The following is a 15,301-nucleotide window of genomic DNA, read 5'->3' as shown; positions in this document are numbered from 1 at the left end:
GTCTTAGGCATCTTGCCAACTGCCGGTTACATCGCGCGACTTACAATGGTTAACTCTGCGTGTCGTGACCGACTATGAAGCGGAGATTCCCGCAAGTGAGTCTGGAGTATCGGGTGTAGGGCCGGCTGCACAACCCTGGAGTGACTCCACAGGTACTCCGTTCTGCACCCCTCCGGACACGCCTGCGGCACCAAGTTTAGCGGCAAGTTGGCGCGGTTGTTGCCTGGCACACAGCTGGCGTCACTGCGGCGCTTCGAGACCGTTCAGTTCAGCCAGCAACTCTGACTTCCGTTCCTCGGTTGCAAAGGACGAATGGATGGAGTTGGCGGCAAGCCGGGCTTTGTCGAAATCGGAGAGTTCGAATACCGCGTCCAACTGGCTGAAGTTGTCGTCCACATAGCCGCCGAAGTAGGCGGGATCATCCGAATTGACGGAGACGTTCAGGCCCGCGGCGAGCATGGCGGGCAGCGGGTGGTCCGCCAGGGTGTCCACCGCACGCAGCCGGACATTCGATAGCGGGCAGACCGTCAGCGGGATGCGCGCGTCAACGAGCCGCTCCACCAAGTCAGGATCTTCCATGCAGCGAATGCCGTGGTCGATCCGCTCCACGCCCAGGATGTCCAGGGCTTCCAGAATGTACGACGGCGGCCCCTCCTCGCCCGCGTGCGCGGTGAGCCGCAGGCCCGCTTCGCGGGCTTTGGCATAGAGCCGCTCGAATTTCGACGGCGGATTGCCCACCTCCGCCGAGTCCAGTCCCACCGCACCGATGGGTGCGTTCATCGCCAGGAGGCCGTCGAACACTTCAAGCGCAGATGCTTCGGAAAGATCCCGCATGAAGGCTGCGATCAGCAGGGTGGAGATCCCGAACTCTTCCTGCGAAGTGGCCAGGACGGAGGCGACGCCGTTGACGCAGGTTTCCAGCGGGATGCCGCGGGAAGTGTGCGCCTGCGGGTCCATCATGATTTCGGCATGCCGCACCCCGGCAGCGGCGGCGCGCTCCAGGTACGCGCGGGTCATGTCGGCAAAATCCTGCTCTGTCTGCAGCACGGCCATGTTGGCGTAGTACAGGTCCAGGAAGGACTGCAGGTCGGTGAACTCATAGCGCGCCCGCAGCTCATCCAGTCCCGAGTACGGCAAGCTGATGCCGTTCCGTTCTGCAAGCGCAAAAATAAGTTCCGGCTGGAGTGTCCCCTCGATATGAAGGTGCAGTTCGGCCACGGGCAGGGGCCTGGCAGAGACGTCCGGTTCAGCTGTTTCGGGTTCGGTTTCGGCCACGGCACTACCGCCCGCAAAGTTATCCATCCGGTCAGGATAGTGCCCCCGCCGGGTTCACGCCTCGCTGGTGGAAAGTCCATTCAGGAAACCACCAGCCTTTGCCCAGACAAGATCTCAGTTTGATAACGCACCTGGTATGTCCTAGCGTGAAACACATGCCCGGCCAGCGGGCGACATGAATGCCAGGTGCTGCCTCCACCAGAACTGCCCAGCAGGCAGCCACCGAAATTGACCTCTATTCGTCAGGGGCGGGCAGTGGCGCGATGATCTCCGGGGACGGAACCAGCGCCGGTGGCCTTCAGGAGCATAACCATCATGAACAACACCAGATTCCGTACTGCCGCACGCCGTGGAGCCACCGTGGCCGCCATTTCGGCCGCAGGTCTCGCACTTTCGGCAACCGCGGCAAACGCCGCTACCAGCACTTCTACCTGGGACGCACTGGCACAGTGCGAGAGCGGCGGCAACTGGGCCATCAACACCGGCAACGGCTTCAGCGGCGGCCTCCAGTTCACCCCGAGCACCTGGGCAGCCTACGGCGGCAGTGGTTCGGCCGCAGACGCCAGCCGTGAGCAGCAGATTGCCGTGGCCGAGCAGGTCCAGGCTGCACAGGGCTGGGGAGCCTGGCCCTCCTGCGCAGCACAGCTTGGCCTGAGCGGCGGAGCTACCGGCCCGGTTCAGCAGAGCGCGCCGGTGCAGAGCGTTCCAGTTCAGGCGGCACCCGTCCAGGCCGCACCGGTGCAGGCCGCACCCGTCCAAGTGGCCCCTGCCACGGCTCCGGCTGCCAAGCACGTGAAAGCAGTTGCCCTGAGCGGCGAGACGTACACCCTGCAGGCTGGCGACACCTTGAGCATCGTGGCCGGGAAGCTGGGCATCAACGGCGGCTGGCAGCAGCTTGCCGACGCCAACCTGGACACCATTTCCGATCCGAACCTCGTCTTCGAGGGACAGGTCATCCAGCTTCCCGCATGAACCGCTGCCGCCTGATTGACGGCGCGGTAGTGAGTGAGGCCGGTACGGTCTCCCAAAACAGGTCGGCGATAGACAAATTCCGTTGACCAAAAACGACGCCGGCGTGCCCCCAGAAGGGGCGCGCCGGCGTCGTACTTTTAAGTGCCGCGGAAGGCAGAAGCCCTAGCTGCGGGCAGGAATTTCGCGGACGATCCGCACCTTCCAGGCGGACTCGTCGCTGGTGTCCAGCAGGGCAACGGTGCCGTGGGCCAGGTTGAGGGCAACCCGCTTGACCGCCAGGAGCTCCAGGTAGAGGTGCTCGTTCATGCGGCTGGGGGTGTCGATCATGTACTTCACGGCGTCGCGGACCTTGCGGTAATTGGCGCTCTTCTCCCGGTGCATGTGCAGCTCCAGCGCCGACTGCTGCTTAAGGCGCGGCTCGTGCCGGTTCAACAGCGTCACGGCGGTGTGCACAGCGACCACGAGAGCGAGGGAAACGCCGTAAATCCACCACCCGCTGGAGAGCAGGAACAGCGGAAGATTGCCGATGGCCACGATCGCGATGATCACCCGAAGGGCTGCGATACGGCGGACCGTCCGGGCGACGGCGGCGATGCCGTCGCGGAAACGGTGCTGGTCCTTCCGCGCAATCTCGGGGTCTAGGGTAAATTCGTCAAGGACCAGGATGCCCTTAGCTTCCGGACTCAGCATCTGCCCGTAGCGGGGCGCGAAGGAGTGGGGGATTCCGGCGGTTTTTTCAGGTGTTGATGTCATGAGTGGGCTTCCAAAATGGTGGGGTGTTGCGGAGATCTTAGTGGTTTTGACTCCGCGCTGTATGCATAGGTCCACTATGTGAACACTTCGGCGTTCTGCGTGTGGCGCCCGGCACTGCAATTGGCACATCCGCAGGCTGCCGTCAGACTGAAGGGATGCAAACCTTCCTCCCGTACCCCGATTTCCGGCAGAGCGCCGCCGCCCTGGATACCGCCCGGCTCGGCAAACAGCGCGTCGAAGCGCTCCAGACATTGCGCGCCCTGGTCATTCCCGGATACGGCTGGCAGACCCACCCGGCAATCCGGATGTGGATGGGGTATGTGCCTGCCCTTACCATGTACGGGCTGGCGATGGTGGACGAATGGACCAAGCGCGGGCACCCGGATAAGACGCGGGAGAACATCACCGAGTTCGCGCCGCAGGCAGCCCACCCGGACTACGCCGCGAAGATTCCGATGCCGCCCTGGCTCGGGGACCCCGATTTCCACCTCAGCCACCGCTCCAAGCTGGTGCGCAAGGAACCCAAGTTCTACACCTCCGTATTTGAGGATGCGGTCCCGGACATGGACTACCTCTGGCCGGAGCCGAAGCACGAGTTCCTGCCGCAGGAACCCGAGGGGGACATTCTGTGGATCCTCCGGTCCCCGCATCACGACGTCGACCCCCAGGCCCTGGACACGGTGGCGCTTCCCCCGGTGCATGGTTTTCCCGCTGCCGCGGCTGCCGTGGAAGAGCCGGATGACGGCTACTCCCCTGTCTACATCGACGACGGCTCCCGCCGCCCGTCCAAGCAGCCGCGAAAGGCGCCGCCCAAGCCGCAGCAGAAGAAGCCCACCCGCAAGCGCCTGGCGCAGGAGGAGGCCTTCTCCACGCTTCCCGGGAAAACGCCGGTCGCTGTCCCCTTCGAACACGGCCACAAGTTTGCCGTGGGACAGGTGGTGGGCAGGCCCATCACACTGGAGGACGGACGCTTCGGCAGGAACTTCACGGTGACCGAGATCATCGACCGCTCAGCCTTCACCTACCCGGCGCTCCTGCAGGATCCCCGCGTATTCTTCCCGGTTGAGGCACCGTAGCGTATGACGATCCTCCTTGCCGGGTGCGGCGACCTGGGCACCGAAGCGGGCCTGCGGTTCGCTGCCCTGGGTCATCGCGTGGTGGGATGGCGCCGCTCCCCCTCGAAACTGCCAGCCGCCATCGACGGTGTTGCCGCTGACTTGAGCGCGCCCAGCCTTCCGCCCGTCCCGGCGGACACTGCCGCCGTCGTCATTTCCGTAGCCGCAGATTCACCAACGGAAGCGGCCTACCGGGCCGCGTACGTGCAGGGAGTCGGCAACGTCCTGGACGCATTAGCGCGCGACGGCGTGACGCCGGGCAGGGTGCTTTTTGTCTCGTCCACGGCGGTTTACGGCGATGCAGGCGGAGGCTGGGTGGACGAGGGAACACCGCCGGCTCCTGGCGGATTCTCCGGCCGGATCCTTGTAGAGGCTGAGGAACTTCTCCGGGAGCGGCTCGCCGGAACATCAACCGCCGCTGTATCCCTGCGGCTGGGCGGCATTTACGGGCCGGGCCGGACCAGGCTGATCGACCAGGTGCGCAGCGGTGCCGCCGTCGTCCCCCAGGACATCCGGTACACCAACCGCATCCACCGTGATGACGCAGCCGCAGCGATTGTCCATCTGGCCACCATGACTGCTGAACCGGCTCCCGTCTATGTTGGTGTGGATGACGACCCGGCCGATCTCGGCGCTGTGCTGCGGTTCCTCGCCTCCGAACTGGGCCTCGCAGAGCCGCCCGTGGGTGACGCCGGACCTGCCCGCGCTGGAAACAAGCGCTGCAGCAACAGCCTCCTTCGCGGCACTGGCTTTGGTTTCGCTTTTCCGTCCTTCAGGGATGGCTACAGGGACATCCTGGCCGGGAACGGCGTGCGCCACCCATAGCTTCCGCTGCGGCCGGGTTCCGGCGCGGACAGCGGCCCGGCGTTTAGGCTGGCTGCGCGGGAGTTCCGCGCCGGTGTTGGTGCAGGAGTCCGGACATGCGTTCGGCGGGGTGAGGCGGGAACATGGATTTTCGGGAAGTTATTGAGGCTGCCGGGCAGGTTGTCGATTTCGCGGGCGTAGCTGTGATGGTGATCGGCGCCCTGGTGTCCATCCCTCTGGCGCTTCGGGGCCATCAGCCGCGAAGGCTTCCCGCCGGCACCGGGAAACTGAGCTTCTACCGCTTATACCGCCAACTCTTGGGCAGATCCATTCTGCTGGGGCTTGAGCTGTTGGTTGCCGCCGACATCATCCGCACTGTTGCCGTCACGCCCACCTTCGAGACCGTGGGAGTCCTGGCAATCATTGTGCTGATCAGGACATTCCTCAGTTTTTCCCTCGAGCTTGAAATCACCGGGCGCTGGCCGTGGCAGAAGCAGTCAGGTGACCCTGCGGAGGCAACGGCAGGTTAGAAACTCCTGGAGTGGCGCGGAGAGAGCAGCGCGCACTTACCGGGGCGCATATCCCGCCCCGTAATGACTGCGGTACAGTGCCTGTATCTTGCCGCCGGCCCACAGAGGCACTTGAATGCAATGATCGGAACCAGAACCATCGAAGCGGCCCCTGCACGGGCTGACGGCGCGGAGAAATCCCGGCGTCGCATGCAGGTACGCCCCGTCGTGCTGACGGTCGTGTTGTCGGTTCTGGCCTATGGCTCGCTGAGTTTCGTTTCCGATGCATCACCGGTCCAAAGCACCAGAGCGGGAGAGGCCCCTGGTTCTCCCGCTCTGGCAGCCAATCCGCCCAGCGGAGAAGCCATGCCTATCGGAAACCTGCCCGGTTGGAAGCAGGTCTTTGCCGAGGATTTTGTCAATGGAAATGTCCCTGTCGGCGAATTCCCAGGCGGGAAGTACGGCGCGAAGTGGAGCGAAAATTATGCTGACGGCACGCCGGATACAGCGGCCCAGCTGAATGAGGCGAAGTCCGGGTATTTCCCGTCCAACGTCCTCAGCGTCAAAGACGGCGTCCTGGACATGTATCTGCACTCCGAAAACGGCACTTCAATGGGCGCAGCGCCGTCGCCCAAGTTCAGTGAGACCAGCGGGCGCCCCTACAACAGCCAACTCTACGGACGCTACTCTGTACGGTTTAAGGCCGATCCACTGCCGGGATACAAAACAGCCTGGTTGCTCTGGCCCGACAGCAAGCAGTGGCCGGAGGATGGCGAGATCGACTTCCCCGAAGGAGATTTAGCGTCATCGATTTTCGCTGCCATGCACGCTACCGGCAGCGCTGAGGGCGAGCACATTGACATGTTCCACACCACGGCAACATTCAGCTCCTGGCACACTGCCACCATCGAGTGGAACCCCGGACGGGTTGAGTTTTTTCTTGATGGCAGGTCAATCGGCATCAGCGCGACATCGACTCCTGACACGCCCATGCACTACATCCTGCAGACTGAATCGTGCCTGCCGGTATGCCCGGCCCCTGAAACCAGCGGCCATCTGTACGTTGACTGGGTTGCTATCTGGGAGAAGGGCTAGGACGCACGGGCCGCAGCCCGCCTGCATGGGGCGGAAGTGAACCGGACTTAGCCGGCATCCGGACGCCAATACTGCAGCCCGCCGCCGGTGGCGCCGTCCAGGCCGACGTCGACCACAGCATACGGAAAAGTCCGGCGGTCCGACTGGTCAGGTCCGCGGCCGCGGACATCCGAACACCATGTACCGGTGTTGACGTACCGGGTGGCGCCGCCCTCGAGCGTAGCCTCAAGGGCCCGGTGGGTGTGGCCCGAGACGTACCAGGCCACTGCTGATCCATGCGTCTCAAGGGTGCGTGCCACCTGGCCGGCAGCAGCAGGAGCTTCCTCGCTGGCGATGCTGCGGCCGGCTGCAGCGAGGACCATGCGGGTGGCGGTGCGCGGGAGCACCGACATCGTCCGGAAGCGGGACAGGCGTGCGAGATCCCGAACGGCGGCCCCGCCGAGCTCCAGCCGAAGGGCTTCAGCCTCCAACAGCTCGCCGTAGGCGAGCTGTTGGACGCGCCGTTCTGCCCGTTCGGATGCCAGGAAGGCCCGGGCAACGGCCCCGGCACGGCTGAGGCGCGAGTTCGATGGCCGGGCGTGCCAGGCGGCCAGCGGTGGCAGGTCCAGTTCGTCGGTACCGCTGACCGCGGTCCGCAGCAGCTCGGGGATACGGTGCAGCGCATGGTGCTGGTGCCCGTGCTCGGCCAAGAGGACACGGGGTACGTGCAGGAACCATGGGTGCACCCGGACCTGGGCGGGTTCGACGGGTGACAGCAGCGATGACAGCCGGGCGGCCACCGAGGGCCGGGCCAGCTCCACGTCGTGGTTCCCGCACACGAAGTGCAGTTGAACGCCGCGCGCCGCGCACCCTTCCAGCGCGTCCTGAATCTCAGGGTGGCGCGCCAGGATGGATTCAAGGCGGGCCAGGCTCTCGTCTTCGGTGAGCCCTGCCAATTCGAAGGTGTCACCGACGAAAACGATGTGCTGCTGCGGACCTGACGCCTGGAGCACCTCGCGGCGGAGGAAATCGGGCAGCACTTTGCCGGGACGCCTGGGGTCCTCGTCCCCCACGCCGAGGTGGAGGTCGCTGAGGAGCCACCACCGCGCCGAGCGGTTCACGTCAGTAGTTCCAGCAGGCGTGGCAGGAAGAGGAACAGGCATACCAGCCACATGACGGCGACGGCCGCCTGGCTCACTGCCCGCCCGAGGAACCTCGGGCGGGGGGTTTGCAGCGGGTCCGGTCCGGCGTGCCGGACCTCGAGGGTGACAAGGGTGGCGAGCAGGGCAGCAGCCACCACCAGTCCTGCCAGTTCAATCATGACGCAGCCTCCTGCCGTGCGCGTGCAATGCACGCAAGGATGGTGATGACACCCATCGAGATGACGCACGCCTGCCAGGACCACACGGCAAGGTAGAACATCGCTGTAGACACCGCGGTGAGCGTGGCCAGGCCAAGCGCCAGGACGAGCAGCGTTCCGAGCGCCAGGTCGGTAACCGGCGTCAGCTGGGCCAGTGCCCGCCCCGGCAGCAGGATAAGGACCGCTACCGCGGCGACCGTTTGCAGTGGTGTCGGCAGCCCCACAAGCGTGAGGAGCGCCAGTACGACGGCGGCGAGGCCGAGTATGATGGTGGGCCGCTTGGCTATAATCATGGCACTCATGGCGCCACCCGGTAGACGCGCGCGTCGGTGTTGCTGAATGCCAGTTGCACGCCATTCTGCATACTGATCCACTCCTCGAGTTCGGTGAATTCGCCCGGGCTGTTGTCGCCCTGGAGGACGACGCTTGCCTCCGTGGAGCGCATAAAGATCAAGTGGGCGCCGCCGGGGTTGTGCCGTGCGTAGTTGTAGACGATGGGACCGCATGTCTGAGGCGATAGGTCCTCCCGGCACAGATCATCCATGGTCCGGTAACGGTGTTCGAGGTAGGACTGGCTGCGCCACGGCGTCGGGTGGGCAGCCGAGATGACCGAGGAGCCGGGGGGCGCCAACTGCTCCGCGGCGGCCACTGCGTCAATCTCACTGCGGGTGAAGACGTCATACTGTGCGTTTCCGAACCGGCCGGTCACGGTCAGCACGGCCAGCAGGAAACAGGTGAGCACAAGAGCACCCACGGCGCGGGCGGACGGTCGGACGCTGCCGTCTCCCGGCAGCAGCACCGATGACGCCAGGAGGGCTACGAAGGGCAATGCGAACAGCGAGACACGGATGAGCATTTCACCGCCGTACGCCTGTGCGGGGAAGAGCAGCAGCGGTGTGGCGGCGAGGAGGACTATCCGGAGGTCGAGGCGCCGCTTGCGCCATTCGAGCACTGCGCCAAGGGCGGCGAGCGCCCACAGCAGGACGGTGAGGCCCACCCGGAGCTGCACCACGAGCAGGTGCCCGGCTGTCCCGTTCACGCGGTCCACGACGTTGGCCTCGGCCGCTATTTGCAGCCCTGAGTTCTCCAGGAGCGGGTGCCCGGCCAGGTACGTACTCGCTGGATAGAGGAGCCAAAGGACCAGCACAAGGCCGGCGATCAGGGGAAGCCGGCCCGGCCATACCCGCCCGCTCAGGGTGAGGACGGTGATCACGAGGAGCAACATGAACGGCGTGAGCTGATGGCTGGCGGTGATGACCGGAATGAGCAGGAGGGTCACCACGAGGGCGGCCAGCCGGAATCCGGTCCGGGGCTCGGCCGGCGTCCGTTCCCGCCACCATTGCCCCAGGCCAGCGGGCCGGAAGCCGTGGAACGTGGCGGGCTTCGCCGCGAGCGGACCGAGAACCATCGCAAGCACAACGAGGTACAGGAAGAAACCGAAGGCTTGAGGCGACAGGTAGTCCTGGTCCTGCCAGTTGCCGAGGCAGAAGAGCCAGAGCACCAACCAACGCCGTCGCGGATCCCGGGTCAGGTAGCCGGTGAGCACCGCGATGGCAACGAGCCATAGACTCACGTTGAGCACTGGAGCCCACAGGGCAAGGGTCACCGGGTCGAGCCCCGTTGCCCCGAGGACCGTTGCCAGCAGGGCGAAGAAACCGGGCCAGTTGAAGTACGCGTCGATGTTCGGATCGATCTGTTGCATGCCCGAGAGTGCGTTGGCGATGCCGAGATGCCGGAACGCGACCTCCCCGCGCGGTACGTCTGTCACGAAGGCTGCGGTCCCGAAGAGCACGAGCACGAGCACCGCGACGAGCCATATCATTACCGGGCGGCTCGCCGGGCCCTCGGTGTCCCCCCGCAGCGCCACGAAGAAGGCGGCATTAAGAATCAGGACGCCGGCCCAGAAGGGGAAGGGCAGGGCGGCGACGAGCCCAAGGTCGCTGGTCACGGGCAGTGCCACGGTGGAAGCGGCCCACACCACAAGCGCCAGCGAAACCGCGCCGGCGAGGGCACACCACAGGTCACGCGGCTTCCAGCGCAGGTCCATGCGGCTGGGCGTATCAAGCGTGCTGGTCATCGTACCTCCTGTTTGACGCGCCGGAGGACTGCGATCAGCCGAAGGCCGACCGCCAGGGCTCCGACGGAGAGCACCACCAGCCAGGTAAGGGCCATGGCGCTGGGGCCGCTTCCGGCGGCCGACAATGCTGAGATGCAGAGGGCCGCGGCGAGCACCACGCCCACCGTGATGGCCTCCGCATAATGGCCCCGGGCCCGGCACACCGCGTTATAGGCCTGCAGTACCGCGTAGGCCACCACGCCGGCCGCCAACCACCGCAGGGCGCCGGCTGACGCGTCGGCGTACCGGTCCCCCAGCAGATGGAGCAGGGGGCGGGCGAAGACGATGAGGACTAGGGCACCCAGGCCTCCGATGGCGAGCGACCACCGGAGAGTTGCCCACGTGGTGGACACCAGGCGGCCAGGTTCCCGGACCCCCTCGGAGAACTGAACGATGCCCATCAGCATCGGAGCGGTATAGGCTGCCCACGCCATCATCCAGGCGGGGTACCAGTAAGCAGCGGCCTCTGGCGACACCATATGCGCCAGCAGGAGCGGCAGCACCAGACCGGGGGCACGCTCGGTGAGGGTGAGGAGCTGGTTCGGGATACCCAGCATCAGCAGCGGACGGCCGCGTGCCGGGTGCAAGGATGGCCGCAGCCGGTAGCCCACAAGTCGTCGCAACTGGATCACGCCCACGATGCATGTCACGGCGGTTCCGAGGGTCCAGCAGGCCATCAGCAGGTCTGACGCTGCGGGGCGCGCCAGCAAGGCCACGAGTGCTGCGGCCGCGAGTGAAACACCGCCACCCATCGTGTACCTCAAGGTCGCGCTGGCGCCGCGGCCCAGTGCCACAAGCGCCTGGTCCAGCACGGTGCCCATTGTTCCGGTGACGGCGGCTACGAGGAACATCAGCCAGAAGAGAACCGATGTCGAGGCCGTGTCCGGGGCTGCGGTCAGCTGCAGGATGAGGTACCCGAGGGCCAGCACCGTGCTGGCTACCCCGACGATGGCGAACGCCGCGTCCAGCACCCGAGCGGGCGGTTCCCCCCGCCCCACCGAGACGATCACGGCCGACCCGGCGCCCAGCACCGCGAGCTGCGCGCAGATCAAAACTGCCGAGACGGCGGCCGTGGTGAGCCCGACCTCACGGGTGGAGGCCGCATGCGCGGCCACCACCCAGAAAGCGAAACCCGAGCCGGTCTGGGCACCTTTGGCAATGATGAGGCCTATTGAGCTGCGCAGTGCGGAGTGCCGGACGGGCGGGCCGTCCACGGCGGATTTCCCCCTCACTGTAGTCACGATGCGAAACCCTTGACCAAACCCGTGTAGTTGTACCAGCAGAAGGCGATGTAGTAGCGAAGCCAGCGGGGCTGGCCCGCGGCGAGGCTCAAGGCGCTGCCCCGGACCGCCGCGGCGGCAGGCAGCAGCGCCAACCTTGCGCCACGCCAGCCGTGTTTGCGGATCATCCGTCCCAGTCCGGTTCCATCCATGAGGAACTGGTCGAGGGCGAAGTCGAAGTCGTCTGCGGCGAATCGATGTTCGACGAAGACGCGGCGTGACACCGCCGTTCGCAGCCCGGACTGCCGCATCCGCCAACGCAGTTCGATGTCCTCCCCCGACTTGAACGAGTCGTCAAAGCCCAGGCCCAGCATCAGGTCCCGGTTGACGATCGTCGCCACGAGTCCGAACCAGTTGCGGCTGCGGCCGGTGCGGTGGTGATGTGCCAGCGCCTGCCCCCAGTAGCCCGGGCCGGCAACACTTTCCAGGCCGGCCTGGAGGGCATCGTGACCATCTTCCACCAGCTCTGTCAGCAGGTCAGCCACTCCCCTGGGGCCGAACACAACGTCGGCATCAACAAGCAGGACCCAGGGGGTATTGCTGCTCCGCACACCGAGTGTCCGGGCCCACGGCAGGCCGCGGCCCTCGTCACTGAGGACCCTGGCACCGGCAGCGAGCGCGAGCTCGACGGTGCGGTCGGTGGACAATCCGTCCACCACAATGATCTCAGCAACGCCTTGTTGGCGAAGGGCCTCCAGGCAGCCCGGCAGCAGGTGTTCAGCGTTGCGGGCCGGAACGACGGCGGTTACGTCGGCAGGACTGTGGCTCATGGTGTCCCACCCCTCAGGCCTGGTCGTCCAGGACCGATGGCAGCAGTTCCTCAAGGTGCCGGACGATGTCGTCCGATGCCTCGTCCGCGGAGTACGCGGAAGGCACCTGCAGCAGGTGGCAGGGACGTCCGTCGAGCGCCTTGTTCAGTACGAGCCCCTTCGCCGCGAAGTGCTCGCGCCACGGGACGACCGACGTGGCCGCCAGGCCGGTGACAACCTGCTGCGAGAAGCCGGCCATCTCGATGTGGAAGTTGCCGATCATACGGTCCACCATCCAATCGGTGGTCCGCTCGAGAATCCGGGTCTTGGTACCCTCAAAGCGCTCAACGTAGATGGCGGCGGCGAGCGGGGCCGTGGTGGTCACTTCACGCCCTGGGAACGCAGTGGCCGCGTCAACCATGCGGTGCTCCGGCGACCACCGGCGGGAGAAGTCGGCGAGCCGCGGATAACGGATGACGTATGGATGGACCACAGTGGTGAGGCGGCCTACGCTCTGGGAGAACCGTGGGGGGACGAGGGGCTTGCGGACGCCTTCGAACAAGTGCGGGTAGATGTTCCGGTGGTGCGGCTTGATGAACATCGGCTTCGCGTAGCCGAGCAGGGTGGCATCCTCGGCGAGGAAGGCCCAGTCATCACCCATGAAGGACCAGCCCTCGCGCCGCATCAGCTTGGCGGCGGTGCTCGTCTTACCGGTCCCTCCGGCCGCGGGAAGCGCGATCGCGTGGCCCCGGTAGGCCATTGTTGCAGCATGGATCATGGCAGCGCCCCGGGCGATCATGGCCGCATCGAGCACGGGAACCACGGAGGTCAACAGCTCGCCCGATCCGTGGACGCGCCACTGGTCGGCGTCCCTGACCACCTGGACCCGATCTGCGTTGAAGCGCACGCTGGTGTCCGTGTACGCCAGCTCGTGCTCGAGCAGGCCCGCATCCGGCATTGGTTCCGGCCTGTCGTCGACCACGATGTCGGCCGGCCGTTCGGTGTCCGTGGCGAAACACGCCAGCATGGTCCGGAGCTGGTGTGCTGCCGGCGCCTGTGCATCCACCCGGATGGTGAGCCGGCCGTGGATGTCGAAATTCAATGCCTTAGTCTCTCTGGTGCGCATAGTCGTCCCCTAACTAAATGGTGTCGCTTGGATCGTTGTGCTGGGATAGGTCGTGTCGCCCGGGCGGACGGTGTCCGCGGTGTCATTGCGGCGCGTGGTTGGTGGACCAGTGGCGACCGGATGGTGCACAGAGACCGCGGTCACTTGACTTCCCGCCACGGGCTGACGCCGGCCAGTACCGGTTGGCTCAAGGGGCGTCCAGGCACGTGCGCCAGCTGGCGTCCGCGGAGGTAGCCGGCCGCCGTACACCCCACGACGGCGACGTAGGCGGCTGCCCGCCCGAGTCCGGCAGGATCACCGCGGGTCCAGTCATACATCGCCGAGAAGACTGCCCGGGGCAGGATGCTGCGCACGTACCGGCGCTCGGGGCCGAGGGCCCGCTTGTGCCCGACGACGTGGCTGACCTGGGCTTTCGAAATGCCCTCCGACCAGGACCGCGAAAGCATGTAACGCACGGTTCCCCTGTTTGCGGGCACATGGTGGCGTACCAGCGCTGCCGGCTCGTAAACGATGCGGCATCCGGGGGCACCCATCGTCGACCGGATGCAGATCTCGGTTTCCTCGCAGCCCAAGGGAGTGGAACCCTGCCGGCCCAACGAGTGGTTGAAACCGCCCACGGTCCGAATGACGTCAAGCCGGAACGACATGTTGGCACCGATCACGTTCCTGACTTCGGATGCCACACGTGGCAGGCCCCGGTGGCTGCAGCCGACGATCCAGTCGAGCTCTTCGCCGAAGTAGCCGGGCCGCCCGGCCTCCCAGAGGGGTTCCACCCGGCCGCCCACTCCGAGCACCTCAGGATCGTCATAGAGCGCCATGAGCCGTTCAAGCCAGTCCGGTGTGGCTATTGCATCATCGTCGAGGAAAGCCACAACGTCCGAGTCCGCCAGTCCCACGCCGGTGTTGCGGGCTCCGGAGAGTCCCCGCGGGCCGGTGTTTTTCACGACGGTGACGTCATCCACAGTGGCAGCCAAACGCTCGTAGAGTTCATCGTTGTGGTCAACCACCACCAGGACCTCCTTAGGGGCCCAGGTCTGCACGCGGAGGGATTCGATGACATCCAGCAGCCAACTCCAGCGTTCGGTGGTGTAGGCGCAGACGATCACGCTGACGCTCGGGAAGGGTAGGTACGTCATGTCATGCCACGCTTATGACGGGAAGAACGCTGGTCGGATCGGTGGGAGTTCGCGGGAAGCTCACGTTGGCGTAGGCGTACTTCACCCGGCGCAGTGCCTCGGGACGGGCGCCGGCTGTGGGAGCCTCCCACAGGAGGCACTCATGGGCCATGGTCTTGAGCACCCGCCAGCCGTCCCGGAATGTCTGGAGGTTTGATGCCCCGGAGATGCGGTCCAGCTCCAGGCTGGGGACTTCGGCAATCCGCAGGCCGGCCTTCGCAGCCCTGACGATCAGTTCCGTCTCAATTTCAAAACCGTCGGATTCCAGCTGCAGGACTTCCAGGCACTCCCGCCGGAAAGCGATGTAGCCGTAGCAAAGGTCCGAGTAGTTGCTGTGCAGGACGGCGTTGGCCAGCCCGGTCAGCGCACGGTTTCCGTAACGGCGCAGCCGCGTCAGGTCTTCGGACCCTCCTCCGGTAACGTGGCGGGAACCTTTGACGAAGTCGAAGTTGTGCTGGAGCGGGGAAACAAACCAGCCGATTTCCTGGGGATCCATGCTTCCATCAGCGTCCAGCATGACGATGATGTCGCCTGTTGCTGCAGCAAACCCGGAGCGCAGGGCGACTCCCTTGCCCTTACGCTGCTCGTCCACCACCACGATGTCGTTGCGGACCGCCCGCGCCACTCCAACAGTGTTGTCTGTGGAACGGCCGTCAACAATCACCACCTCGTCGACGTAGAGGGGCATCCGCCGGAGAACCCAAGGAATGTTTTGGGCCTCGTTCAGCGTTGGGATCACGACGCTGATGGAGGCCCTCTCCGGCACTGCCGCCAGCTTGGAGAAGGAAATTGGGGGCTGAATGGAAATAGACAAATGCCTCACCACTTCATGGCGTGTGTAGAGTACTTTGGCCGATTGACGGCCCGGACTACTAATTCGTGAACTGAGCGTATGGGAGGCCGGACTACCTAAACATCAGTAGTGTGTACTTGCTTTTAGAACCTTTCCTACGTAGGGAATTTCCCTGTTCAGGGGGCTAGGGGCGAAGGGGC

At 65.4% G+C, this 15,301-nt stretch carries 16 protein-coding genes; 5 read left to right on the top strand and 11 right to left on the bottom strand.

The window, feature by feature from the left end; genetic code table 11:
• Positions 1-240: 240 nt before the first annotated feature.
• The gene (locus tag FNL14_RS02720) at positions 241-1,302 is read right to left on the bottom strand and encodes an adenosine deaminase (protein ID WP_142057466.1); all 1,062 of its coding nucleotides are present in this window, start codon (positions 1,300-1,302) and stop codon (positions 241-243) included.
• A 288-nt stretch (positions 1,303-1,590) separates the two neighbouring features.
• Between FNL14_RS02720 and FNL14_RS02715 the strand changes: the two genes are divergently transcribed.
• Positions 1,591-2,247 carry a transglycosylase family protein gene (locus FNL14_RS02715; protein WP_142057464.1) on the top strand — a complete coding sequence of 219 codons (657 nt, stop codon included), beginning with the start codon at positions 1,591-1,593 and terminating at the stop codon, positions 2,245-2,247.
• A 162-nt stretch (positions 2,248-2,409) separates the two neighbouring features.
• On the opposite strand, the gene FNL14_RS02710 is transcribed toward FNL14_RS02715, so the two are convergent.
• Positions 2,410-3,000: a hypothetical protein gene (locus FNL14_RS02710; protein ID WP_091417414.1), complete on the bottom strand. Its 591-nt coding sequence runs from the start codon at positions 2,998-3,000 to the stop codon at positions 2,410-2,412.
• Between the two features lie 155 nt (positions 3,001-3,155).
• On the opposite strand from FNL14_RS02710, the gene FNL14_RS02705 reads away from it, so the two are divergent.
• From FNL14_RS02705 to FNL14_RS02690, 4 genes are all read left to right on the top strand, one after another.
• Positions 3,156-4,076 carry an MSMEG_6728 family protein gene (locus tag FNL14_RS02705; RefSeq protein WP_142057462.1) on the top strand — a complete coding sequence of 307 codons (921 nt, stop codon included), beginning with the start codon at positions 3,156-3,158 and terminating at the stop codon, positions 4,074-4,076.
• A 3-nt stretch (positions 4,077-4,079) separates the two neighbouring features.
• Positions 4,080-4,940: an SDR family oxidoreductase gene (locus FNL14_RS02700; protein WP_142057460.1), complete on the top strand. Its 861-nt coding sequence runs from the start codon at positions 4,080-4,082 to the stop codon at positions 4,938-4,940.
• Between the two features lie 122 nt (positions 4,941-5,062).
• Positions 5,063-5,449: a DUF1622 domain-containing protein gene (locus tag FNL14_RS02695; RefSeq protein ID WP_091417406.1), complete on the top strand. Its 387-nt coding sequence runs from the start codon at positions 5,063-5,065 to the stop codon at positions 5,447-5,449.
• Between the two features lie 189 nt (positions 5,450-5,638).
• Complete coding sequence (locus tag FNL14_RS02690) at positions 5,639-6,523, top strand: glycoside hydrolase family 16 protein (protein WP_255470682.1); 885 nt, start codon at positions 5,639-5,641, stop codon at positions 6,521-6,523.
• Positions 6,524-6,570: 47 nt separating this feature from the next.
• Here the strand turns inward: FNL14_RS02690 and FNL14_RS02685 are convergent, their stop codons facing one another.
• The 9 genes from FNL14_RS02685 to FNL14_RS02645 form a co-directional block, all read right to left on the bottom strand.
• Positions 6,571-7,623 (bottom strand): hypothetical protein, encoded by a 1,053-nt coding sequence (locus tag FNL14_RS02685; protein ID WP_142057458.1) that lies wholly within the window; start codon positions 7,621-7,623, stop codon positions 6,571-6,573.
• Positions 7,620-7,823, bottom strand: a complete 204-nt coding sequence (locus FNL14_RS02680) for a hypothetical protein (protein WP_091417400.1) — start codon at positions 7,821-7,823, stop codon at positions 7,620-7,622. Before FNL14_RS02680 ends, FNL14_RS02685 begins: the two co-directional genes overlap by 4 nt.
• On the bottom strand, positions 7,820-8,164 hold the full coding sequence (locus FNL14_RS02675; RefSeq protein ID WP_142057456.1) for a hypothetical protein: 345 nt from the start codon (positions 8,162-8,164) through the stop codon (positions 7,820-7,822). Before FNL14_RS02675 ends, FNL14_RS02680 begins: the two co-directional genes overlap by 4 nt.
• Positions 8,161-9,939, bottom strand: coding sequence for a glycosyltransferase (locus tag FNL14_RS02670; protein ID WP_142057454.1), 1,779 nt, complete (start codon positions 9,937-9,939; stop codon positions 8,161-8,163). Before FNL14_RS02670 ends, FNL14_RS02675 begins: the two co-directional genes overlap by 4 nt.
• A complete protein-coding gene (locus FNL14_RS02665) occupies positions 9,936-11,219 on the bottom strand; it encodes a lipopolysaccharide biosynthesis protein (protein ID WP_091417395.1) in 1,284 nt (427 codons plus the stop codon). Before FNL14_RS02665 ends, FNL14_RS02670 begins: the two co-directional genes overlap by 4 nt.
• The gene (locus FNL14_RS02660; RefSeq protein ID WP_142057452.1) at positions 11,216-12,028 is read right to left on the bottom strand and encodes a glycosyltransferase; all 813 of its coding nucleotides are present in this window, start codon (positions 12,026-12,028) and stop codon (positions 11,216-11,218) included. The genes FNL14_RS02665 and FNL14_RS02660 overlap by 4 nt, the downstream gene beginning before the upstream one ends.
• 13 nt (positions 12,029-12,041) lie before the next feature.
• Complete coding sequence (locus FNL14_RS02655; RefSeq protein WP_091417390.1) at positions 12,042-13,133, bottom strand: hypothetical protein; 1,092 nt, start codon at positions 13,131-13,133, stop codon at positions 12,042-12,044.
• A 140-nt stretch (positions 13,134-13,273) separates the two neighbouring features.
• On the bottom strand, positions 13,274-14,269 hold the full coding sequence (locus tag FNL14_RS02650) for a glycosyltransferase family 2 protein (RefSeq protein ID WP_142057450.1): 996 nt from the start codon (positions 14,267-14,269) through the stop codon (positions 13,274-13,276).
• A 1-nt stretch (position 14,270) separates the two neighbouring features.
• Complete coding sequence (locus FNL14_RS02645; RefSeq protein ID WP_255470681.1) at positions 14,271-15,131, bottom strand: glycosyltransferase family 2 protein; 861 nt, start codon at positions 15,129-15,131, stop codon at positions 14,271-14,273.
• Between the last annotated feature and the right edge of the window lie 170 nt (positions 15,132-15,301).

It is taken from the genome of Pseudarthrobacter sp. B4EP4b (genome assembly GCF_006680095.1).
Lineage (GTDB): Bacteria > Actinomycetota > Actinomycetes > Actinomycetales > Micrococcaceae > Arthrobacter.
Note: the sequence above shows the minus strand (reverse complement) of the source record. Positions and strands in the feature narration are given on the sequence as shown.

Excerpts from the sequence above, each read along its gene's own strand:
- FNL14_RS02650 (WP_142057450.1), bottom strand. The coding sequence starts at position 14,269 with ATGACGTACCTACCCTTCCCGAGCGTCAGCGTGATCGTCTGCGCCTAC.
- FNL14_RS02700 (WP_142057460.1), top strand. The coding sequence starts at position 4,080 with ATGACGATCCTCCTTGCCGGGTGCGGCGACCTGGGCACCGAAGCGGGC.
- FNL14_RS02710 (WP_091417414.1), bottom strand. The coding sequence starts at position 3,000 with ATGACATCAACACCTGAAAAAACCGCCGGAATCCCCCACTCCTTCGCG.
- FNL14_RS02660 (WP_142057452.1), bottom strand. The coding sequence starts at position 12,028 with ATGAGCCACAGTCCTGCCGACGTAACCGCCGTCGTTCCGGCCCGCAAC.
- FNL14_RS02720 (WP_142057466.1), bottom strand. The coding sequence starts at position 1,302 with ATGGATAACTTTGCGGGCGGTAGTGCCGTGGCCGAAACCGAACCCGAA.
- FNL14_RS02715 (WP_142057464.1), top strand. The coding sequence starts at position 1,591 with ATGAACAACACCAGATTCCGTACTGCCGCACGCCGTGGAGCCACCGTG.
- FNL14_RS02670 (WP_142057454.1), bottom strand. The coding sequence starts at position 9,939 with ATGACCAGCACGCTTGATACGCCCAGCCGCATGGACCTGCGCTGGAAG.
- FNL14_RS02680 (WP_091417400.1), bottom strand. The coding sequence starts at position 7,823 with ATGATTGAACTGGCAGGACTGGTGGTGGCTGCTGCCCTGCTCGCCACC.
- FNL14_RS02690 (WP_255470682.1), top strand. The coding sequence starts at position 5,639 with ATGCAGGTACGCCCCGTCGTGCTGACGGTCGTGTTGTCGGTTCTGGCC.
- FNL14_RS02695 (WP_091417406.1), top strand. The coding sequence starts at position 5,063 with ATGGATTTTCGGGAAGTTATTGAGGCTGCCGGGCAGGTTGTCGATTTC.
- FNL14_RS02705 (WP_142057462.1), top strand. The coding sequence starts at position 3,156 with ATGCAAACCTTCCTCCCGTACCCCGATTTCCGGCAGAGCGCCGCCGCC.
- FNL14_RS02675 (WP_142057456.1), bottom strand. The coding sequence starts at position 8,164 with ATGAGTGCCATGATTATAGCCAAGCGGCCCACCATCATACTCGGCCTC.
- FNL14_RS02655 (WP_091417390.1), bottom strand. The coding sequence starts at position 13,133 with ATGCGCACCAGAGAGACTAAGGCATTGAATTTCGACATCCACGGCCGG.